Source organism: Levyella massiliensis (assembly GCF_000308275.2).
Taxonomy (GTDB): Bacteria; Bacillota; Clostridia; order Tissierellales; family Peptoniphilaceae; genus Murdochiella; species Murdochiella massiliensis_A.
The window spans coordinates 588,640-610,271 of the sequence record NZ_HG529490.1 but is presented as its reverse complement, the minus strand read 5'-3'; the positions used below and the strand labels follow the sequence as shown (position 1 = coordinate 610,271).

24 protein-coding genes are annotated in these 21,632 nt (G+C 47.3%); 22 read left to right on the top strand and 2 right to left on the bottom strand.

What is annotated here, in order from left to right:
* Positions 1 to 29 precede the first annotated feature (29 nt).
* The 15 genes from BN98_RS02875 (at position 30) to BN98_RS02805 (ending at position 13,792) form a co-directional block, all read left to right on the top strand.
* Positions 30 to 575 carry a YtxH domain-containing protein gene (locus tag BN98_RS02875; RefSeq protein ID WP_019189830.1) on the top strand — a complete coding sequence of 182 codons (546 nt, stop codon included), beginning with the start codon at positions 30 to 32 and terminating at the stop codon, positions 573 to 575.
* Positions 576 to 599: 24 nt separating this feature from the next.
* Entirely contained in the window at positions 600 to 1,058 is a 459-nt protein-coding gene (locus BN98_RS02870) for a hypothetical protein (protein WP_019189831.1), read from the top strand.
* 213 nt (positions 1,059 to 1,271) lie between these two features.
* A complete protein-coding gene (locus BN98_RS02865; protein WP_019189832.1) occupies positions 1,272 to 2,279 on the top strand; it encodes a LacI family DNA-binding transcriptional regulator in 1,008 nt (335 codons plus the stop codon).
* Positions 2,280 to 2,319: 40 nt separating this feature from the next.
* A complete protein-coding gene (locus BN98_RS02860) occupies positions 2,320 to 2,580 on the top strand; it encodes an HPr family phosphocarrier protein (protein ID WP_019189833.1) in 261 nt (86 codons plus the stop codon).
* 128 nt (positions 2,581 to 2,708) lie between these two features.
* The gene (gene ptsP / locus BN98_RS02855; RefSeq protein WP_019189834.1) at positions 2,709 to 4,439 is read left to right on the top strand and encodes a phosphoenolpyruvate--protein phosphotransferase; all 1,731 of its coding nucleotides are present in this window, start codon (positions 2,709 to 2,711) and stop codon (positions 4,437 to 4,439) included.
* Complete coding sequence (locus tag BN98_RS02850) at positions 4,436 to 5,446, top strand: YitT family protein (RefSeq protein ID WP_154654949.1); 1,011 nt, start codon at positions 4,436 to 4,438, stop codon at positions 5,444 to 5,446. Before ptsP ends, BN98_RS02850 begins: the two co-directional genes overlap by 4 nt.
* Positions 5,412 to 6,227 (top strand): CvfB family protein, encoded by an 816-nt coding sequence (locus BN98_RS02845; RefSeq protein ID WP_019189836.1) that lies wholly within the window; start codon positions 5,412 to 5,414, stop codon positions 6,225 to 6,227. The genes BN98_RS02850 and BN98_RS02845 overlap by 35 nt, the downstream gene beginning before the upstream one ends.
* Before the next feature lie 50 nt (positions 6,228 to 6,277).
* Positions 6,278 to 6,772 (top strand): SurA N-terminal domain-containing protein, encoded by a 495-nt coding sequence (locus BN98_RS02840; RefSeq protein ID WP_019189837.1) that lies wholly within the window; start codon positions 6,278 to 6,280, stop codon positions 6,770 to 6,772.
* Positions 6,765 to 8,216, top strand: coding sequence for a beta-Ala-His dipeptidase (pepD, locus tag BN98_RS02835; RefSeq protein ID WP_019189838.1), 1,452 nt, complete (start codon positions 6,765 to 6,767; stop codon positions 8,214 to 8,216). The genes BN98_RS02840 and pepD overlap by 8 nt, the downstream gene beginning before the upstream one ends.
* A gap of 59 nt (positions 8,217 to 8,275) precedes the next feature.
* Positions 8,276 to 8,641 (top strand): DUF1292 domain-containing protein, encoded by a 366-nt coding sequence (locus BN98_RS02830; protein WP_019189839.1) that lies wholly within the window; start codon positions 8,276 to 8,278, stop codon positions 8,639 to 8,641.
* Between the two features lie 12 nt (positions 8,642 to 8,653).
* Positions 8,654 to 9,076 carry an ATP-binding protein gene (locus BN98_RS02825; protein WP_019189840.1) on the top strand — a complete coding sequence of 141 codons (423 nt, stop codon included), beginning with the start codon at positions 8,654 to 8,656 and terminating at the stop codon, positions 9,074 to 9,076.
* Positions 9,077 to 9,166: 90 nt separating this feature from the next.
* A complete protein-coding gene (locus BN98_RS02820) occupies positions 9,167 to 10,108 on the top strand; it encodes an RluA family pseudouridine synthase (RefSeq protein WP_019189841.1) in 942 nt (313 codons plus the stop codon).
* The gene (locus BN98_RS02815) at positions 10,105 to 10,812 is read left to right on the top strand and encodes a response regulator transcription factor (protein ID WP_019189842.1); all 708 of its coding nucleotides are present in this window, start codon (positions 10,105 to 10,107) and stop codon (positions 10,810 to 10,812) included. The genes BN98_RS02820 and BN98_RS02815 overlap by 4 nt, the downstream gene beginning before the upstream one ends.
* Positions 10,812 to 12,242 carry a sensor histidine kinase gene (locus BN98_RS02810; protein WP_019189843.1) on the top strand — a complete coding sequence of 477 codons (1,431 nt, stop codon included), beginning with the start codon at positions 10,812 to 10,814 and terminating at the stop codon, positions 12,240 to 12,242. Before BN98_RS02815 ends, BN98_RS02810 begins: the two co-directional genes overlap by 1 nt.
* On the top strand, positions 12,239 to 13,792 hold the full coding sequence (locus tag BN98_RS02805) for a hypothetical protein (RefSeq protein ID WP_019189844.1): 1,554 nt from the start codon (positions 12,239 to 12,241) through the stop codon (positions 13,790 to 13,792). The genes BN98_RS02810 and BN98_RS02805 overlap by 4 nt, the downstream gene beginning before the upstream one ends.
* Here the strand turns inward: BN98_RS02805 and BN98_RS02800 are convergent.
* Entirely contained in the window at positions 13,779 to 14,066 is a 288-nt protein-coding gene (locus tag BN98_RS02800; RefSeq protein ID WP_019189845.1) for a GIY-YIG nuclease family protein, read from the bottom strand. The genes BN98_RS02805 and BN98_RS02800 overlap by 14 nt on opposite strands.
* Complete coding sequence (locus BN98_RS02795) at positions 14,063 to 14,677, bottom strand: regulatory protein RecX (protein WP_019189846.1); 615 nt, start codon at positions 14,675 to 14,677, stop codon at positions 14,063 to 14,065. Before BN98_RS02795 ends, BN98_RS02800 begins: the two co-directional genes overlap by 4 nt.
* Positions 14,678 to 14,781: 104 nt before the next feature.
* Between BN98_RS02795 and BN98_RS02790 the strand changes: the two genes are divergently transcribed.
* The 7 genes from BN98_RS02790 (at position 14,782) to BN98_RS02760 (ending at position 21,601) form a co-directional block, all read left to right on the top strand.
* Positions 14,782 to 15,009: a YdbC family protein gene (locus BN98_RS02790; protein ID WP_019189847.1), complete on the top strand. Its 228-nt coding sequence runs from the start codon at positions 14,782 to 14,784 to the stop codon at positions 15,007 to 15,009.
* Positions 15,002 to 15,559 carry a class IV adenylate cyclase gene (locus tag BN98_RS02785; protein ID WP_019189848.1) on the top strand — a complete coding sequence of 186 codons (558 nt, stop codon included), beginning with the start codon at positions 15,002 to 15,004 and terminating at the stop codon, positions 15,557 to 15,559. Before BN98_RS02790 ends, BN98_RS02785 begins: the two co-directional genes overlap by 8 nt.
* Positions 15,560 to 15,649: 90 nt before the next feature.
* A complete protein-coding gene (locus tag BN98_RS02780) occupies positions 15,650 to 17,179 on the top strand; it encodes a hypothetical protein (protein ID WP_019189849.1) in 1,530 nt (509 codons plus the stop codon).
* A gap of 85 nt (positions 17,180 to 17,264) precedes the next feature.
* On the top strand, positions 17,265 to 17,747 hold the full coding sequence (gene greA, locus BN98_RS02775) for a transcription elongation factor GreA (protein ID WP_019189850.1): 483 nt from the start codon (positions 17,265 to 17,267) through the stop codon (positions 17,745 to 17,747).
* A gap of 10 nt (positions 17,748 to 17,757) precedes the next feature.
* Positions 17,758 to 19,728, top strand: a complete 1,971-nt coding sequence (lysS, locus tag BN98_RS02770) for a lysine--tRNA ligase (protein WP_019189851.1) — start codon at positions 17,758 to 17,760, stop codon at positions 19,726 to 19,728.
* Between the two features lie 261 nt (positions 19,729 to 19,989).
* On the top strand, positions 19,990 to 21,429 hold the full coding sequence (locus BN98_RS02765; protein ID WP_019189852.1) for a zinc-ribbon domain-containing protein: 1,440 nt from the start codon (positions 19,990 to 19,992) through the stop codon (positions 21,427 to 21,429).
* Positions 21,413 to 21,601 (top strand): hypothetical protein, encoded by a 189-nt coding sequence (locus BN98_RS02760; RefSeq protein ID WP_019189853.1) that lies wholly within the window; start codon positions 21,413 to 21,415, stop codon positions 21,599 to 21,601. The genes BN98_RS02765 and BN98_RS02760 overlap by 17 nt, the downstream gene beginning before the upstream one ends.
* The last annotated feature ends 31 nt before the right edge of the window (positions 21,602 to 21,632 follow it).

Here is a 21,632-nt window from a genome sequence, read left to right as displayed (position 1 = left end):
CGACGAGAAACAAACCGAAGGGGGAAACTATGGGAATTATTGATTATATCGAAGCAAAAAATCGTGAACGCGTGGCTCGCGCTCGCTTTGAAGATTCGAAGAAGGTTGGATTCGGTCTGTTGTTGGGCGCTGTGATCGGTGCCGGCATCGGCATTCTCACCGCTCCAAAATCCGGTGAAGAAACCCGCAAGGAATTGGCGGACAAGGCTCGTGAAGCCGGAGAAATCGTTCGTGATAAAGCGGATGAATATGTAAACATCGCTCGTGATTTCGGGGAAGACGTCGGGGATAAATTAAGCAGTATTCGTCCGGCTATTGCGGAGAAATTGGATGATCTGGGTGATTCTGCTCATGATATGGGAAAAAAGATCAACCAGGCTGTTGAAGAAGCAGCGGATAAAGCGGATAAAGTAAAAGAAGGCGCAAAGAAAGCAGCCGAGGACGCCGGTAAAGGGGCTAAGAAAGCTGCAGATGAAGTGAAAGAGGGCGCTAAAAAAGCCGGTGAGGAAGTCAAGAATGCGGCAAAAGACGTCAAGGACGATGTGAAAGAAACAGCCAAAAAGGTCGAAAAGTAATCACGAACTCGCAGGAGGTTTCGAATGAACCAGATGACATTTACGATTTCTTTACAGGAAGTGCTGCTGTTCATTTTGATCGTGATGGCCATGGTTGCGGTATTCTTCCTTATTCAGGTGTTGCAGAATCTCAGTAACATTACCAAGCAACTGAATGAGGTGGTCAAGAAAAACAATGAAGAATTGGATGCGACGATAAAGTCGCTGCCGGTATTAACGGAAAAAGCTGATCACACCATTACGAAAGTGAATTCGATTCTGGATGATTCGTCGGATGCTATCGTAGCGTCCATTGAGGGCGCCAAGTCTACGCTGGAAAATGCACAGCGTATGACCAATGACGCGGCGGATACCGTCCAGTATGTGGCCACGACAGCGGTTGATACGGCAGATTTTATTTCGACCAATGTCAACAAAAGCGCTTCTACGATAAACTATGTAAAAGAAGTATTGCGAGTGATAACAGATCTTCTGCATCGCTAGCAGGTTAAAAAAGACGGTCCTTTGGGACCGCCTTTTTTTCTGTGAAAAGGTTAATTTTTCTCATCGTTGTCGAGCGTCAAATAAGAAGAAATTGCATGGGAAAACGGAAGACCTGAACCATTGTCCAATCTTCATAAAAAAATCATACACATGGAATCGTTTTTATGGTATGCTTTTAAAAGTGAACTGGGGCAATGAAATAGAGGTGAATCTATGGCACAACCGACAATCAAGGATGTAGCAAAATTAGCCGGTGTTTCGATTTCCACGGTTTCGCGTGTGATGAATAAATCGAAGCCGGTCAGTCCGGAAGCACAGCGCAAGGTTCTGGACGCCATCAACAAACTTGGGTTCAAGCCAAACGAGCTTGCACGTAGCTTGGTGATGAAAAAATCTAATTCCATCGGCATTCTCGTAAAGGATATCGGAATCCATTACATGGCGGAAATGATCCGCGGTGCCGAAGAAATCGGCCGCATGTATCATTATGATATTTTGTTGAGCAGTACCTATGGCGAACATGAGCTGGAGCAGCGGGCGATCGACTTCTTGTACCGTAAACAGGTAGAGGGCGTCATTATTATTTCCGAGAGCATTGAGCCGGAGACGATCGTTAAGATTAAAGAGTATCACTTACCCTTCGTGCTGCTAGACCGCTTTTATAAGTCGGCCGATTTGCATACCGTAACCATTCGTCATCGGGAAGCCATGAAGGAACTGACGGACTACGTGCTTTCATTGGGCAACCGCTCGGTGCGCTATTTGCGCAGCAGCTTGAGTTATGACTTTTCCAAAGAACGTTCCCTCGGCTATGACGAAGCCATGCGCGCCCACGATCTCACGCCTGTTAAGTGGGAAGCAGATGGCGATGATGCTGAAGCAGGCTATAAAGCGGCAGAAGCCTTTACGAAACATCTTGATAAGGAACCCTTTGATGCGGTGATCTGTGAGAACGATGATCTGGCCGTGGGCGTTATGACTTATTGTTACGATCATGGCATTGTGATACCGAAAGCGTTTCAGGTAGCCGGCTTTGGCGGATCTCCGTACATTCAGATTTTCCGCCCGCGCCTGACGAGCATGGAAGTGCCTTATTACGATATCGGTGCGGTGGTCATGCGTGCATTGACCAAGACGCTGCAAGGAAAAAATACTTTGGATGAAACCTTATATTTACCAACACAAATTCTGGTTGGCGAGTCGACAGAAGAGCGAAAGTAAGGTATAACAGTTAAACGTTAGGAGCCTGAAGGAGGTTTACATGGCAGAGAAAAATGTAACAGTGGTCAACGAAACCGGCTTACATGCACGACCGGCGGCGGCATTGGTTCAATTCGTCAAGAACATCCCGGGGGATGTAGAGTTAGTCAAAAACGGCAAGGTCGCCAATGCAAAAAGTATTTTTAACGTGATGAGCCTTGGTATTTCGAAGGGAATGGAAATCACGGTTCGTGTCAATGGCGAGGATGCAGAAGCCCATGTGGATCGGATCGTTGCGTTCATCTCCAATTTAACGGACTGACCGATAAAGGGAGCGTCCTCGGATGCTCCCTCTTTTTTTATGCATGGTAATAGGCCCTAACCGCTATTTTAATGTGGCAGCGGTGAGGAGAAGCGGAGTCGAATGGCTTTGCAGCAAGGAGGCGTTCCATGGCAAAACGCATGCGGGGAATTATTGCATCCTATGGTCTGACAATGGGCATTGTTAAACGATGGCTGCATGAAGATATTCCGATACGCACCGATTGGCTCAGAGACGAAGAAGTTGCAGGCGAGCTGAAGGCAATCGATGCGGCGTTTTCTCGCTATCGTGAGAAGTTGAGTGCGAAGGAAGTCACGTCTCCTCTGATGCAGTCTCTGCGCGAAGCACACATTGAATTGATTTCGGATCCGTTTCTGATCGATTCGGTTCATAAGCGCATCCAAGAGGAGAAGATGTCGGCCGATCGCGCCTTAGACACCACCATTCGCATTATGGCCGCGCAATTGGAAGCCTTGGAGGATCCCTATTTAAGAGAACGCGGGACGGATTATCGCGATATGGGTCGCAGTCTTCTTTATGAATTGAAAGGACTGCCGGTGCCGCGACTGGATCATCTTTCTTCGCCTTGCATTTTAGTGACGGAAGAGCTGGCTCCCTCCGAAGCCACCGAGCTGGATAAAGCGAATGTACTGGGCTTTACAAGCGATCGGGGCGGTGCGACGTCACACACCTCCATTATTGCGCAAACGCTCGGCATTCCGGCATTGGTGGGCATGAAACGCTTGAGTCGGGAAGTGAACGACGGGGATTTTATTATTCTTGATGCCGAAAATGGAGAACTTATCATTAATCCCGACGTCGACACCATCCAAGAGGCGCGGCAGAAAATGGAAGTCGGACGTGCTGAAACTGTGCGTCTTAGTTTGGAGAAGGCAGAGAAAGCGGTAACGGCGGATGGCCATGTCGTAGACGTCATGGTCAATATCGGCGGCCTTGACGACTTGACAGTGGGCATTTTGGCCGGCGCAGAGGGCGTCGGGCTGTTTCGCACGGAGATGCTCTATATGGAGCTGGACCACTTTCCGACGGAGGACGAACAGCTTGCCGTGTATCGGCAAGCGGCAGAAGCGCTGCAGGGCAACGTACTTACGATTCGCACGCTGGATATCGGTGGTGATAAACGTCTGCCATATTACGCTTTTCCACGAGAGGCAAATCCTTTTTTAGGGTGGAGAGCGTTGCGTTTCTGTTTTGACGAAGAAATCATTTTTCGAACGCAGCTGCGTGCGATTTTGCGTGCGTCCGCTTATGGCAATGTACGCCTCATGTTACCCATGGTTGTCGGATTGGATGAACTGGCACGAGCAAAACGCATGATTGAAGAGGAGAAGGAAAAGCTTGCGGAGCGCGGACGCGCTTTTAATCCGTCAATACCCGTTGGTATCATGCTGGAAACGCCGGCAGCTGTGATGCTGGCGGAGGAACTGGCGCACGCTTGCGATTTCTTCAGCATAGGCACCAATGATCTCACGCAATATATTTTAGCTACGGACCGCGGCAACAATCGCGTGGCGGGATTGCATTCTCCGTATCATCCGGCGGTCATACGCGCCATAAAACAAGGCGTCGATGCCGCGCATCGTGCCGGTATTTCTTGCGGCATGTGCGGCGGTTTTGCCGGTAATCTGCGGGCTTTACCCCTGCTCATCGGGCTCGGCGTAGATGCATTATCCGTACCGGCTTCCGTTATACCGAAGTTGAAAGAAAAGATAAGACACATTACACTGAAAGAAGGTCGCCGTCTGGCAAAACAGGCATTGGGTTTGTCAGCCACCGCGGAAATCATGCAGGCTGTGATATCGCAGGAACAAGATATCCGACAAAAGGGGGAATCGTGAGATCAACATGGCAAAAAATGCTGTCCATTTGTTTTGGATGCTTTATTCTTGCTTTAGCAATGAATTATTTCTTTATTCCGAATCACATCGCTGCCGGCGGTATCAGCGGCCTTGCCATCGTTATTAATTACGTTTTTCCGTTCCTTGGCATCGGTGCGCTGATTTTAGTCGGAAACCTTGTGCTGTTTGCGATGGCGTTTTTATTACTCGGCAAGCAATTCGGCATCATGACCCTTGTGGGGTCCGTTTCTTATTCGGCCTGGGTGATTTTTTTCGAACATTTTGCCCCCATGACCAAGCCTTTAGTGCAGGACCAGCTTCTGGTGATTTTGATTGGTTCATCCATCAGCGGCATCGGACTGAGCTTTGTTTTTACGCAAAATGCATCTACAGGTGGTACCGATATTTTAGGCGCCATTTTGAACAACATTACGCATATCGGTTTGGCAAAAAGTTTGTTTGCCATTGATGCCATTGTCGTGATGCTTGGCGGCGCCTGCATTTCACTGGAAAATGCGCTCTATGCGATTGTTGCCATCTATACGCAGGCCATGGTATTGGAAAATATGATTGCCGGTTTCGGTCGCCGTATCGTGATGAACATTACGACGGAAAAGGTGGATGAGGTCAATGCCTTCATCATTGAAAAAATGCATCGCGGCACGTCGATTTACCCCATGCAGGGCGGTTTTTCCGGGAACCCACACTTGGCGATTGTCGCTGTCGTTCATCATAAAGAGTACATACGCATAAAAGACTATGTAGACGAAGTGGATCCGCGTGCCTTTGTCTTTGTCTATTCTGCGAACGAAGTATTGGGCGAGGGCTTCACGTATGCACCCGGACAACGTGTATCGAATCCGCAACCGTTAAACGAACAAGTCGTCTTTACGCGACCGATGCCCGAGGATACCGACTCGGCAGTAGAGGTATTAAAAAAGAACGATCCAACGATCGAGGAGGGAGTAAGCTATGCAGCTGGGCAAAACGCAGCTTCTGAAGATTAAAGCATTAAAGTCGCCCGGGGCGATATTGCAGGGAGATATTTTGCTCCCGAATCGCTATGTGCCGGAAGGGGCTAAAACGGGAGATGCCCTTGAGGTATTTCTGCTGCGCGATTCGGAGGATCGCTTAGTAGCAACAACGCGAAAGCCGAAGGTGGAGGTTGGTGAATTCGCGTTTCTAACCGTTAAAGATGTGACACGACGCGGTGCGTTCCTGGATTGGGGGCTGGACAAGGATCTGTTTTTACCGTTTCAGGAACAGTTGCACAAGGTAAAGGTCGGGGAAGCCATTCTGATCTTTTGTTATATCGATAAAACCGATCGCATCTGCTCGACAATGCGGGTGAAGAATCATTTTTATATGCCCGAATCGTTCCACGAAAACGACTGGGTGGACGGCCTTGTGTATGCGAATAATCCTGAGATCGGCGCCTTTGTGCTGGTCGAAAAGCGCTACAACGGTTTATTGCCGGCTGAAGAAATGCGTGGCGCATTGATGCCCGGACAAAGGGTACATGTAAGAGTGGAGAGAATTAAGCCGGACGGAAAATTGGACTTGAGTCTGAATTCCCGTGCCTATGAGCAAATGGACGAAGATGCGTTGACGATCTATCAAACCTTAAAAGCCAACCACGGCTTTTTACGGGTGAATGATCACAGTGATCCGGAGCAAATTCGTTTATTATTCGGCATGAGTAAAGCACAATTCAAACGTTGTGTCGGCAGATTGTTGAAGCGGGGTATGATTACGTTTCAGGATGACGGGATTCGGCTTGCTAAATAGTCGTCCTGTCTCGGCTTTGTCGGCAACGCTAGTGATAAAAAGGGGGAAACATGACGGATACCGTATTGGCTCGCGTCGGAGAACGAGAAATCACGCAGAGCGAAGTGGATGCTTTGCGCAAGATGCTCGGGGAACAGTCGGAGCATTTTAAAGGCGAAGAAGGCGATAAGCGCCTCTTGGAAGAGATTATCAATCAGGAATTGATGTATCGCGATGCCTTAGATAAGAACTTGGAAGCAGAAGACGACTTTCAAAAGCAGTGGGAAAAAGAGCAGGCATCACTGAAAAAGCAGGTGCTGCAGCAGTACGCTTTAAGTCATTTGCTCGGTGAAGTCAAGGTTTTGCCGCAGGAAGTGGAGGCCTATTTTTCGGCCAACCAGGAACACTTTACCAAGGAAGAAAAAAAGAATCCCGATCAATTAAAATCACAAATTTACATGCAGTTGATGCTTTTGCGTCAGCAGGCAACTTATGTGAATTATACAAAAGAATTGGAATCCAAGTACCCTGTAGAACGAATTTCGAAGGAGGAGCATCATGAATGAGAAACAGCTGTTTGAGGAAAATCCAATTTTCAATCATTTTTATTGGATGAACCAAATTCCGCGTTGTTCCGGTCAGGAAAAAGCGATCAGCGACGCCCTGGTTGCATGGGGCAAGGAAAAGAATCTGAAGACGGCACAAAACGAAGCAGGTAACGTCCTGATCATTAAACCGGCCAGCCCTGGCTTGGAATCAGCACCGCGTGTGGTGCTCCAAGGGCATATGGATATGGTTTGCGTTAAAGATAAGGGCATTACGCATGATTTCACCTGTGATCCGATTGAGATGGAAGAGAAGGACGGCTGGTTGACCGCGAAAGGCACGACGCTGGGCGCCGATGATGGCATTGGCGTGGCTATGGCGTTGGCTCTCTTGGAAGAGGAGATGGACCTTCCGGAAATTCGTGTGGTTGTCACAACGGACGAGGAAGAAGGTATGCTCGGCGTTATGACGCTGGATCATTCTTGGTTGGATGCTGACATGCTGATCAACATCGATTCGGAGGAGGAAGGCTACGTCACCTGCGGTTGTGCGGGCGGCGCAACAGGTAATTTTACAATTCCCCTAAAACGCGAAAAGGTGGGGAATCAAGCGGGATTGCACCTGACCTTGTCTGGCATGCATGGCGGACACTCCGGACAGAATATTCTGACCGAGCCCAACAATGCCTGCAAGGTGATGTCGCAATTCTTGCATGCATTGGCTCAGGAGAAGAGCTTACGCATCGTTCACTTCCATTCCGGTGAAAAGCACAATGCCATTCCGAATGAAGCGCAGGCTTGGATCAGCTTTGCTGAGGAAGATGCCGAGGCAATACAATCTTCCATCGAAACCATTTGGATGCCGATGCAGGAACGACTGCTTAAGCAGGAACCAGACATTCAGTTGAATTTTGAAGCATGTGCTGTTGATGAGGATCCGCTCACGACGGAATCCACGAACCACCTGCTGAATTTGATGGATATTATGCCGCACGGCGTCTATCGTATGCGCGAGGACGGCAAGAATGTGTTGGCTTCAGATAACCTGGCCATTGTGGATACCAAGGATTCCTATGCGGATGTGATGGTTTCCGTTCGTTCCAGCTCGGAAGTCGTATTGGAAGAATTGCAAGGCAAAATTGATAAGGCCATTGAAACCTTCGGCGGTACCGGTAAATACACAGAACAATATCCTGCTTGGGAATTGGCAGAAAAATCTCCGTTGCGTGATATGTTCCTTAAACTGTACAAAGAAGAAACGGGCAAAGAAGCGGAAGTACTGGACATTCATGCCGGGCTGGAATGTGGCATGTTTGCCGAATACAATCCGCATCTGGACATGATCTCGATCGGTCCGGACATTGAAGGTGCCCATACGGTTAATGAACGCCTGGGCATTAAATCGACCCTGCGCACCTACGATATTCTTAAAAAATTGGTAGCACAAATCGCAACGCTTGCTTGAAACGTGTATAATAAAAACGGTAGAAGCGTTTCCAACACCCAACTTAAGGAGGATCTGCCATGACGGATGAAAAACAAAAGGATATGGAATCGGAAGAATGGGAAGAAGATGCGGAAGAAGAGGATCGCATCGTTTTAACGCTGGATGATGACTCTGAACTGGAATGCACCGTTCTTGATATTTTTCCGTTCCAAGATAAAGAGTACATTGCTCTGTTGCCGGAGGCGGAGGATGAAGAGGACGAAGGCATCCTAGTCTATGAGTATACGGAAAGCGACGACGGTGAATCCATCGAATTGACGCAGATTGAATCCGATGAAGAGTATAATGCGGTTGCGGATGAATTTGATCGCATCCTGTCGGAGAGTATTGATGAGGAAGATTCCTGCGAATGCGGTCACGACCATACGCAGGACGAAGAATGAGAGGGGGATGCCGTGATTCAGTTTGTATTGGGACCGAGTGGTAGCGGAAAAACCACACGCATGATCGAGCAAGCCAATGAGGAATATAAATCGCATAATGGTCATCTTGTTTTTGTGGACAATGACGATTCGCAAATGTTCCAGTTGGATCATGCCGTTCGCCTGATCAATATGAAGCAATATCACATCCACTCTATGGAACGTCTGTACGGACTGTTGGCGGGCATGTTGGCAAGAGACTTTGATATTGAACGCGTCTTTATTGACGGCCTGACGGCAGAAACCTTGCAGGAAGGAAATTTTGAAAAGAATATCAAGGAATTGCTGGTTCTGTCTTCTGAAAACAGCGCTGATTTCATCATTGGCCTCAATTTGGATGCCGATAAGGTACCGAAGCTGGAAGGCGTTGAAGTCGTTGAATTGGCAGTAGACTGAGAATTTGAGGCGTATTCCTTCGGGAATACGCTTCTTTTTTTATGCTTGTCTTCACCGTCGGAGTCTATTTGACAGTTTGGAAGGAAGAATATGCGTGAACTGCAGGTCGGAAGAAATGATGCAAAACAGCGTCTGGATCGCTTTTTGAACAAGGTCTTTCCTAAAGCGACCGCCTCTTTTTTGCAGAAGATGATCCGACAAAAAAAGATAAAAGTAAATAAAAAACGCGCTGAGGCAAATTCCTTGATTAAGGAAGGAGATCGGATTCAGATCTATCTCTATGAAGAAGTGCTGTTACCGTTGGAGGAGAAGCGTGTCCGTCCGAAAACCACATTGCACCTATCATATGCCTTTCAGAATGAGGATTTTGCCGTCATTGATAAGCCATGCGGCGTACTTTCTCATCCGGCCAATTCCACCGATTACGGAAAGACCGTGGTGGATGCGCTGATTTCGGATTTGATTGCGTCTGGAGAATATGTGCCGCGCTTGGAAAAAAGCTTTGTTCCGGCGCTGATTAACCGATTAGATATGCAAACGGCAGGGTTATTAGTGGGAGCAAAAAATCATCGTGCCATGCTTATACTCCAAGAAGCGCTTAGAGAAGGACGCATTGAAAAATACTATTTAGCTTATGTGGAGGGATGCGTGGATCAACCCGATACCGTCGCTTTACCGCTGATCACGGAAAACGGAATGAGTCGTGTCGATGCCAATGGTAAAGCCTGTCTCACGCATTATAAGCCACTTCTCACAAGATCGCAGTTTTCACTGCTGGAGATTCGCTTGGAAACCGGCAGAACCCATCAGATTCGTGCGCATATGGCCGCCATCGGCCATCCTCTGATTGGCGATCGTGCATATGGCGCACAGTATCGCCTCCAAGAGTTTAAACACCATTTGTTACTGTCACATCGCTTGCAATTCCTAAATTTAGAGGCGCTTGCATTGCCAGAGAGATTCAACGTATACTCGAAGAAGACGGAACAATTTCAAAGCCTTTCAAAACAATTGGAAAGAGGGAAAGGATGAATATAAAGATTCTTTTGATAGAAGACGAAGCGCCGATCAGAATGTTTACACGCATCAACCTGGAAAATGAAGGGTTTCAAATTTTAGAGGCGGAAAGCGGTGAGGAAGGGGTGCGCATTGCTCGCAGTGAAAAGCCGGATATTGTGGTGCTGGATCTAATGTTGCCCGGTATTAGCGGCTACGAGGTCTGTGAGATTCTGCGCACGGAAATGCCACATATCGGCATCATTATGCTGACGGCTAAATCGCAGGAAATCGATCGTATTCTTGGTCTGGAAAAGGGCACGGATGATTATATGGTGAAGCCCTTTAACCCGCATGAGTTGGTTTTACGTGTCCGATCGCTCATTCGCCGCCTAAAGTTGGATGACGGGTTAGAGATTCCTCATGAGAATGCCAACCATATTGAGGATGGACCCTTTACGTTGGACCTATACGCACGCACGTTTTCAAAAAATGGACAGTGGATTGATTTAACGCCGACGGAACTTTCGATTATTAAAATGTTTATGACCCATCCCGGCAAAGCCCTGAGCCGGGAAGAGATTTTGCATCAGGCATGGGGAGAAGATTATCGGGGCGAGAGTAAAATCGTGGATGTCAATGTACGGCGCATTCGTGCCAAGATTGAGGATAACGCGGCAAAACCTGCGTATCTGGAAACCGTCTGGGGGGTCGGCTATCGGTGGAAAAAGAGCGAATAATGAATCTGACGGATATGATCGGTGTCCGGATTATGGGTCTCTTTTTGACCATCATTATCATAGCCACGGCGGTCTTTGAGATTTTTTATGTCCAGTCGCTTTACAGCTATTTTTACGACAATGTCAGCGGTATTCTCGAATCACAAGCACGTTATAATGCCGAGCTGTTCCTCAGTTATGTGTCGGATGATGATCTGCATACGGTGGTCATGGAAAACAAAAACCAGTTCTATCGGGCCAATACCATGCAGGTGCAGATATTAAACAATGATGGGACGGTACTTTTTGACAATCGCGGCACAGATCTTCCGGGAAAAAAATTAAACACACAGGATGTGGCGGAAGCGCAAAAGAACAAATCCGGCATTATGGTGGGCAATGTGGGCTATTCCAACGAGCCTGTGATGAGCCTGTCCTATCCGCTTCGCAACCAAACCGCGCAGGTGGGCATGATTCGCCTGACGACATCTCTTACCAGTGTTAATGCCATGATTGCACAGCGTATATGGCCTTCCATTGCCTTTTGTATATTTATCATTGCTATTGTCGGTCTGTTGTCCTTCTGGATGTCGCGCTCCATTGTGCGTCCGATTCACAGCCTAACGGCAGTGGCGGCTAAGCTGGCGGACGGACAATATGAAGAACGGGCGGATGAAACACCGCGCGGTGAAATCGGAGAATTGGCGCGGACGATGAATCTCATGAGTGATAACATCCGCGAAAAAGAGGAGTTAAAAAACGACTTTATTTCTTCGGTTTCGCATGAATTGCGTACGCCGTTAACGTCGATCAAAGGGTGGGCGATTACGTTACAATCCGAAGGGATTAAACCGGAACTGGTGGGGGAAGGCCTTAAGATCATCGAAAAAGAATCGGAGCGACTGGGCTCCATGGTTGAAGATTTGCTCGATTTCTCACGCTACTCTTCCGGTAAGATTAAACTCAGCAAAAGTCGCTTTAACCTGGTGGAAATTGCCAACCATATTTTGTTGCAGATGCGCCCTCGTGTTCAGGAAAAGCATATCAATATGAACTATAACTATGCACAACCGGTCATTGAAATCTTAGGCGATGAGGGACGCATTAAACAGGTACTGCTGAATGTGTTGGATAACGCCATAAAATTTACGGAAGACGAAGGCACGGTGTTTCTTTCCATTGAGATCGAAAATACGATGGTGCGTATCACCGTCTCGGATACCGGTATCGGTATTTCGGAAGAAGACATTGCTTTTGTGACTGAAAAGTTTTGGAAAGGCAGTTCTTCGCAGTCGCACACGGGACTGGGACTTTCTATCTGTGAAGAGATCATTCGTGCGCACGGCGGCTCTTTAACGATTAAAAGTAAGCTGGGGGTAGGTACCAGCGTTAGTGCCACGCTGCCCTATGAAGCACCCAAAGAGATGAGAGAAAAGGAGGAGGAAGCATGAAAAAGCGTTCCCTTGTGTTTTTTCTCCTCTGTTTGTTACTGTTGTCGGGTTGTACCGATTCGCGCCGAAGCGTCATCAATGATATGACTGCCGTTTTGAAATCGCCGAAGTTAACGGATCTGCCCTTGCAGGGGGTATGGGAAGTGACCGAAGTGGACTACCAAGAAAAGAACACCACCGGAAAAGAACTTTTTAAAAAAGGCGATAAACTGTATGTGGATCCGGAATTTGTGGCATTGGGAGATGCCATTACGACGGCCCCCAGTTTTTCTTCAAAATATGTTAAGTTGCAAGATTATTTGGCCATGCGCAACGTTAAGAAAGATTTTGGCGTAAAAAAGGATGCGCAAGTGTTCGTCGGCATGGTGCGCGATACCGATCTTTTCTCCATGGATCTGATTTTATTGCCGAATCGTAAATTAGTGTATTGCAGCGGTTCGACCATCTATTTGTTGGAACAAAAGAATGGCGTGGTTCCTACAAGGAATAAGGATGAGATCATGACCTTCGCCAAGACCAATGAAAAAATGGAAAAGGGCACGGCTTATAACAGCCACATTACCACGCTGATCGGCATTCGTACGAAAAAGATCAGTAACGCAGGCATTCCGTATTATCGCTATTCGTCTTTTTTAATATCCGATCAGCCCACGTATGAACGGCCGCTTGTCTATAAAATGAATCGCTTGTTTGTGCTCAATCAAGATAACATCGCTTATGTTCTGGACTACAAGACAACGGCGCCTGATATTAATAACGGTGTGATGAACGGTATTTTTACCTATCATGCGTTGCAGAACAGCGCGCGTGATAACCAACAGGTATTACGTGATAAACGCGGACGCGGCATTACTTTTGTGCAAGGAAATACGATCTCGTTTGATAAGCCGGCGCAATACCCGGCGCAAAAAGATACTCCCAAAAAATATGAAATTCAACGTTTGGACAAACTTTCGGAGGATCGCCCGTTAAGCGTCGCCGAAATCGGCGGTGAAACGGAAGTCAAAGCCATGAAAGAACAGGTGAATGCTCAGCTTTCGTTCTTGGACCCGAACGGTGAGATTGATCCCAAACGCATTACGGTGGATGAGAGCAATATCGGCATCATTCGACGCAATATCAGCTGGGGATTTGTCACGAGCATGAATTGGTTGTCAGGAGAAAAGCGTTACTCTTCACAAGTCAATATTGACGTCGTGCCATTAATCAAAATGTTTAATGCGCCGGCTGAGTCCATGTCCTGGGCGCGTATTACGAATAAAGCACCCTTGGCCACCACAGCATCGGGTTCACCAGCTGCCGATCGTCTATGGATCAAAAATGAAGATGAGCTGCTTTACTACCGCTCTACGCCAAACCATGTGGAAATTCGTGCGCGGCTCTCCATTCAATTGGACAAGGATACGGAGATGGTTTCCATACGCTACTTCTATGATGAGCAGGGAGAACAGGTCCGAGAGCAATTTACCGCCGGTGAATTGACACAGCCGCAGGTAATTTATTCAGAGCCGGAGGAGACGTTGCGATCCTCTCGTTTTAGCGAGGAATAGTTTCCAGCTGGCTTCCGACAGGGACGGATTGAAGTAATTTTTCCTTACGGTGGTGAGATAGGCGTTTTATCGCCGCTTCCGTACGTAGAGCTTGCGATTTATCCGAACAACGCCAATACCCTGCCAGTTGTACGGGCAGGCGCGAGCGGGTATATTTGGCCCCCTCTCCGCGATTGTGTGTATCCACACGTTTTTCAACATCGGTTGTATAGCCGGTGTAGAGACTGTTATCGCGGCAACGTACGATATAGACATAATACTGCGTTTCTTTCATGTCTCTCTCATTTCTTTAAGGATGCGTAAGACGGCTTCTAACGGAAATCCGCGACGGCAAAGCGCCTGGACGGTGCGCTCGAACTCTTTCGAATCGGAAAGATCACGACGGCCGTATTTCTTTTGGGCGAGACGGCGCAACGTTTCAACCTCTTCATCCTGATGGAATGAAGAGAGTGTTTCACGAATGCGTGCGGCATCAATACCTTTTTGCCTAAGGCCTCCCGCAATATGACGCAGACTCCAGCCCTTACGCAGTTTATCTTCTCCATAGCGCTTAGCGTAGGAGGCATCATCCAACCAGCCCTCTCGGCGTAATTTTGCAACAGCGGCTTCAGCAGCATCCGGTGCAATTTTTTCGCGTTGCAACCGACATAGAACTTCATGTTCTGTTCTCGGCTGGTAACTCGCATAGCTAAGAGCCAGGGAAGCGGCACGAAAACGCGCATCCTCTTCCCGTAAGATCTTTTCTTGTTCGAGGGACGGATTGCAAGGAGCGTGCAGATTGAGACGCAGATAGGTCTCATAAGAAACCAAAAAGGTTTCATCGTCTTCAGATGTAAAGAGAAAACCGTTTTTTCGTTCATCGAAAAGAATTTTGACAATGACCATAACTTCTCCTTTTTCTGATTATACCATGAGGCCGAGCGTCTCTTAGAGGAGAAAGGGAAGAGCAGTGTCCTTTACCGGACGTAACAACAAGAAAGGCGGAAAAAATGGCAGAATTAAAATATGACATCGTGGAGCGCTTGGGCGTTCTGAGTGAAGACGCAAAGGGATGGAAAAAAGAACTGAACCTGGTGTCTTGGAACGAAAGAGACCCTAAATACGATTTGCGCAGTTGGAATGCAGAGCATACGCGGATGAGCAAGGGCATTACATTGACAAAAGAAGAGGTGGAAATTCTTTCCTCTCTATTGGAAGATGAGTTAAAAAATGACTGAACCGGAAAAAGAAATCGAAATTAAGATCTTGTCGGTTCCCTTTGCCCCATTTGAAAAAGAATTGCTGGCAAAGGGGGCGGTCTTTGATGTGGAGGAGCATCAGACCAATATTCGCCTCAATTCCAGCCTACATCCGTTGGATGCGGATTCGCATATGCGTTTGCGTATCATCGAGGTGGAAGGACGCGAAACGGTGATGGAGTGGACGCTTAAAAAGCGCCTATCGCAGGATGGCGGACGGGTTAACGACGAATATACGGTGCGCGTTACCGATCGTGACGCCTTACTCTTGTTACTGCGACAGTTGGGCTATGATCAGCAGATTCCCGCTAAGAAATGCCGCCGTCGCTATCTGTGGCAGGATTTTCGTGTGGAATTTGATACCTGGGATCCTGAAAGTTTTCCTTTTCCCTATATCGAAGTCGAGGCTCCGTCCGTGGAAAGGCTTCATGATTTCTGCGAGGCGTTTGCTATTTCCAAAGAACACATTTCCACAGCCTCTATTTCCGAACTGAAAGAGGCCTGGGAGAACCATACCCTGAAGCTCTGAAGAAGCATTGTTCCTCATCGGTAAGCGTGGGCATTAAGCGCTATAATGGAAAAAAGATGATGTGCTGGACCTTTAGCAATGAGGGAAACTATGAGACCGCAAGAAGCAGAGTTAAATCCCGAATATCAGCAACTGCAATGGATGGAGGGGCCGCTCGAAGGGCTCACGCTCGATTTTGTCCATCAGACTTTGCGTTACCGCTCCTGTCCGCCTGTGCACCTGGAATATCAAAAAATTCAAGTATTGTATTTTCTTGCCAAGCATTGCGACCGGTACATCACGGGATCGAAGATGAATATGGAAGCCGATCTCAACAGCATCGATCTGCCCAAAATGATTTCATCCATCAAATCGGCATTTGCCAGATCCTTGCCGAGGGAACTGGATAAAAAAGAGGTCTCCGCATTATTTGACGTGTTCATTCACAAATCCAGAGTGGACGGCAATATGGGCTATCAATTGCGGCTACCTGAAATGCAGACGCTGCAACGGGAAACGCGGTTCGATGCGCATCGGTCGACCGCGGAATCCTACAAAGTGTCCGAGCACGAAGCGGTTCCCAAACGCGTGACGGGGCCGGCTGACTTTTTGCGTATAAATTGGCTGGTTCTCTTTATCTTACTGATTTGCCTACCCGTTCTTTTTGTGTTTAATCATTCCGGGCATCCTCTGTTTCAGTCTCTTTATCATGCTTCGCTTGCAGCATCAATGTCATCCTTTAGCGTCGTGGTTCTTGTCTTAGCCGCACTGCCACAACTCTGCGGCATCTTGATCGATACGCCGCTTGCTATCTTGCATTATCTTTTTTCGCATGATCTGAAATTGTCTCCGCGTCGTTTCTATTTGACAGTAAAATATGGTGATCCGGAGTGCCGAAGTATGATCGGTGGTCGCTTTAATCTTTCCTCTCGTCATATTTTATATGGCCTTATTTGCAATGGACTGGGAGCGGGCATTGTTATTTTCATGCGCCTTATTTTGGACACTGTCCCGGGATTGAAGGCTATGATTCTCCAACGAAACGATCCCATGGCCGCCTATTTGTCATTTCTCGTCGCGCTCTTCATCGTGCTTTTGATGTATTACTACGAAGAAAAACGTACTGATGTGACCGTATCCGTTCCGGACATGGAAGAGGAAAATGGGTTTAATTATTTGTTAACGCGTGCCCATGTGTTGGCGAATACTGTATATCTGACCGCCTCTTTGACCTTTTTGCAACAGTCAACGTTTTATTTGTTCTTATTTGCCCCTCTACAAACGAAGACCCTTGAAAGCTTTCCGGCAGCCGCGATCGGCTTTATTTTGATAAGCTATGCCTACTTTTGGTTCACCGGTATTTCGCCTTTTGCGCGACAGGTGAACGCCACGGCAAAAAAGAATTATATTTTGGGACCGCCCGTCGTGATCTTTTCTTCTCTTTGGATTTTTCACGGCCTTTTTTTGCATCACATTGCCGGCATTGCTATTGTAGTTATGGATTTTTTCCTTCTGCTCCATTGGGGCATTAAGATGTTTACTAATCGTCACTATTTCTTTGATCACCAAGGGTTCATTCCTAGCCTCTCTTTTTTTAGCATAGGACTCATCGCTTTTTTGTGCGCTTTGCTCTTTTTATAGGATGCTTATTTTGACTTGTTTCAGGCAGATGATATAATAAGCAAAGGCAGGTTTTCACCTGCTTTATTTTTATAAGGAAGTGAGCATGAGCATGACGGATCAAACGATTTTAACACAGGAAGGTTACATCAAACTTCAGGAAGAACTGGATTATTTAAAATCCACGCGCCGCGCGGAAGTGTCGGAACATTTAAAAGTCGCACGTGCTTTTGGAGATTTGTCCGAAAATGCAGAATATGATGCGGCAAAAGATGAACAGCGCCAGCTGGAAGAACGCATTGTGGTGATTGAACAACAATTAAAGAATGCACAGGTCATTAAAAATGATGCTTCCGGTGAGGAAGATAAGGTGCACTTGGGTTCTACGGTTAAGGTACTGGATGTGGAATTTAATGAGGAGATGACGTTTACGATCGTCGGTACCGTAGAGGCCAATCCGAAAAAAAATAAAATTTCGAATGAATCGCCATTGGGCAGTTTACTCTTGGGCGCAAGAGTAGGGGACGAACTGACGGTAGAAACACCGGGAAGCGCTGTAAAATACAAAGTCCTGGAAATTGTACGATAAGGGAGGACAAATGACGAAGCAGGGATCGGATAACGAAATGCTGCAAATTCGCCGCGACAAGCTGGATGCGTTGCGTAAAGCCGGTAAGGATCCGCACACTATTACGAAATATGATGTAACGGCGCATGCCGCAGATGTGCACGCAGCATTTGAGGATTGGGACGGTAAAAAGGTAAGCATGGCAGGACGTGTCATGGCAAAACGTGGCCATGGCAAAATGAGCTTTATCGATTGTCAGGATGCCACTGGAAAAATTCAATTGATTTGCCGCGCCAATATCATGGGTGATGCAAATTTTTCTGTCGTGAAGGATTTGGACTTGGGCGACATCGTGGGCGTGGAAGGCTCCATCTTGCGCTCCGAACGCGGTGAAATCTCTGTCTCTGCCGAGAAGATAACGCTGTTGACGAAGGCATTGGCACAATTACCTGAAAAATTTCACGGTCTAAAGGATCAGGATTTACGCTATCGCCAGCGCTATGTGGATCTGATTGTGAATCCGGAAGTCAAAGATGTCTTTATCAAACGAACGAAGATTTTATCGGGGATTCGTCGCTATTTGGATAATGAAGGCTATTTAGCGGTGGAAACGCCGGTATTAAACACTATCGCCGGCGGTGCAAACGCACGTCCTTTTGTGACGCATCATAATACGTTGGATATTGATATGTATCTGCGCATTGCGAATGAGCTCTATCTGAAACGCTTAATCGTCGGTGGCTTTGACGGCGTCTATGAAATGGGACGTATGTTCCGTAATGAAGGCATGGATACGAAGCATAATCCTGAATATACCGCTATCGAGATGTACAAAGCCTATACGGACTATGAGGGCATGATGCATTTGTGCGAGAACATGATTTCGACGGTTGCCGAAGAAGCCTGTGGAAGCGCGGTCGTGAATTATCAGGGTCATGAACTGGATTTCCGTCCGCCATGGAAGCGCATGACCATGACGGAAGCGGTACGCCAATATGCCAAGGTGGATTTTGATCAAATTCAAACCGATGAAGAGGCGAAAGCCGTAGCCAAAGAACATGGCATTGAAACGAAGCCGACAGATGGAAAAGGCAAGGTGCTGGAACATTTCTTTGATGAATATGTCGAAGAAAATCTGGAGCAGCCGACCTTTATCTATGAATATCCTGTGGAAATCAGCCCATTGGCCAAGCGTATGCCGTCGAAACCGGATATGACCGAACGTTTTGAAGCTTTCGTATTGGGCAGCGAAATCGGCAATGCCTTTTCGGAGCTGAACGATGCACAGGATCAGCGCGGTCGTTTTGAGCATCAGGTGGCGTTGCGTGAAGCTGGCGATGAAGAGGCCGGCATGATGGACGAAGATTTCCTACATGCTTTGGAAGTGGGCCTGCCGCCGACAGGTGGCATGGGTCTTGGCGTAGACCGCATTGTTATGTTTTTGACCAATCAGACCTCGATTCGCGACGTTCTGCTTTTCCCAACAATGAAGCCCTTAGATACACCAAAGGACAAGAATGGGGTACAGAAATCCGAGGAGGCTGCAACAGTAGAGACGGCGTCTGAAGAGGCTCCGGCGGTGAATGCGAACGATCCTTCCATGCCGATCTTTGATGCGAAAAAGCCTGACTTTGCAAGCCTCGTGATCAAGCCGCTGTTTGAGGATCTCGTCGATTTTGAGACCTTCTCCAAGTCCGATTTCCGTGCCGTGAAGGTCAAGGACTGCGTTGCCGTTCCCAAGAGCAAGAAGCTCCTTCAGTTCACTTTGGACGACGGAACCGGCACAGATCGCACCATCTTAAGCGGAATTCACGCCTATTATGAGCCGGAAGAGCTGGTCGGCAAGACCTGCATCGCCATCACGAATCTGCCTCCAAGAAAAATGATGGGCATCGATTCCTGCGGTATGCTGATTAGTGCCGTTCACAAAGAAGGCGAAGAAGAAAAGCTTCATCTGCTGATGGTAGACCCGAGCATTCCGGCAGGCGCGAAGCTGTACTAATAAGTACACCATGGCATGTTCTCTTTTGCCGGAAAAACGGTATGTCCTACATTGCCGCTTTTTAGCCGAAATTCACACAAAAACACCATAAGTACACCAAAGTGGCTGCAAGTCGCCATAAGTCACTGGAATTCGCACATTTTTACTAAGAGCTCCGATTCAACTCGGGGCTCTTATTTTTTTGCCGTTCCGGATTTAGACCCCACACATTTCAATTTCCTCTGCGTTTTGATTACACTATAAGTGGAGGAGGTGATGCGAATGGGAATGAGCTTTGCTGAAATGCATCCGGAACTTGCCTCTGAGTTTTCGGAACGAAATCTGCCGCTGACGGTTTCAGATATTACATACGGATCAAACAAGAAATACTGGTGGATCGGCAAGTGTGGACATGAATGGCTTGCAAGTCCTAAAAGCAGACATTCCGGAGAAGGTTGCCCCTATTGTGCTGGGATGAGGGTACTGGAAGGTTTTAATGATCTTGCATCCATTAAGCCGGAGTTGGTCGATGAATGGTCTTCGGAAAATGAGCCGCTAAAACCCAACAATGTAAATGCCGCATCTCATCGAAAGGTAAAATGGAAAGGCAAGTGCGATCATGAATGGACTGCAGAAATACGCGCAAGAGTCAAAGGGACAGGCTGCCCGTATTGCTCCAATAATAAAATCATGCCGGGGTTTAACGACCTTGCTACGCTTCATCCAGAACTGGGAAAGGAATGGTCACCAAGAAATCTTCCATGGACACCGGACCAAGCTCCAGCGGGAGCGAACAGAATGGTATGGTGGCTGTGTGAGAAAGGCCATGAGTGGGAGACGCTTATATCCACCCGTGCGGGAGGAAGCAAGTGCCCATTCTGTAGCGGGATCAAGCTGTTGAAGGGATTTAATGATCTGAAAACAAAGCAGCCTGCTCTTGCTGAGGAATGGTCAGAAAGAAACCTTCCTCTTCTCCCAGAAGATATAAACGAGAAGTCTCGGCAGAATATTTGGTGGAAATGCAGTACCTGCGGTTATGAATGGCAGTCCGTTGTCCATACCCGTGTGCATGGAGGCCCTTGCCCTGTCTGCGCAAATCGTAAAGTAAAACAGGGTATCAATGACCTTGCCACTACAGATCCGGACATTGCAAGGGAGTGGGATTATACAAAGAATGAAGGAAGTCCCGCTACTGTTTCCAGATATGCAATGAAAAGAGCTTGTTGGAAAGGCTCTTGCGGTCATTCATGCAACGCCTTTATATATAATAGGACCGTGAACGGAGAAGGCTGCCTTGAATGCGAAAAAGGATTTAAGTCCGTACTGCCGCAGTTGGCTGTCCTGTATTATGCTGGGAAATATGGGTTAAAAGTAAAGCTGAATGATGAAACGGCCATTGGCATTCACCTGGATACATACATTCCATCCGTCGGAATTGCTATAGATACTGGAGGAATCCGTAATTCCAAGATCGGAATAGAAGAATACGGAATCAAGCGATTACAGTGCAAGAAGCAAGGAATCGACTTATACACAATAACAGAAGAGGACATACCTAATGACAGACACTTTATTTTAAGAGGAGACTCCTTAATAGATATGCTTAATGCAGTCCTCACCACATTTAAGCGATCTAATATATACATTGAGGCAGAGCCTGAAAAGGACGTTGTGACAATTCGACGGAACTATTTCCGCTGGCGACATGGGAAAAGAGAATAAACGCGATCGGTATGGCCCAACAGGAATCATAGAAGAGATTCTTGTGGGGCTTTTTTGTTTTCTGAAAAAATTTTTTAGAGATACCCCCAAAAACACCCCCCTGAACTTACTAGCTAGTGAAGGGACTTTTCTCGATAAAGGAAAAGCCGCTTCGCTGAACTTTGAAAATTGAATATACAGGTCATCAGGTACGTTAATCAGAG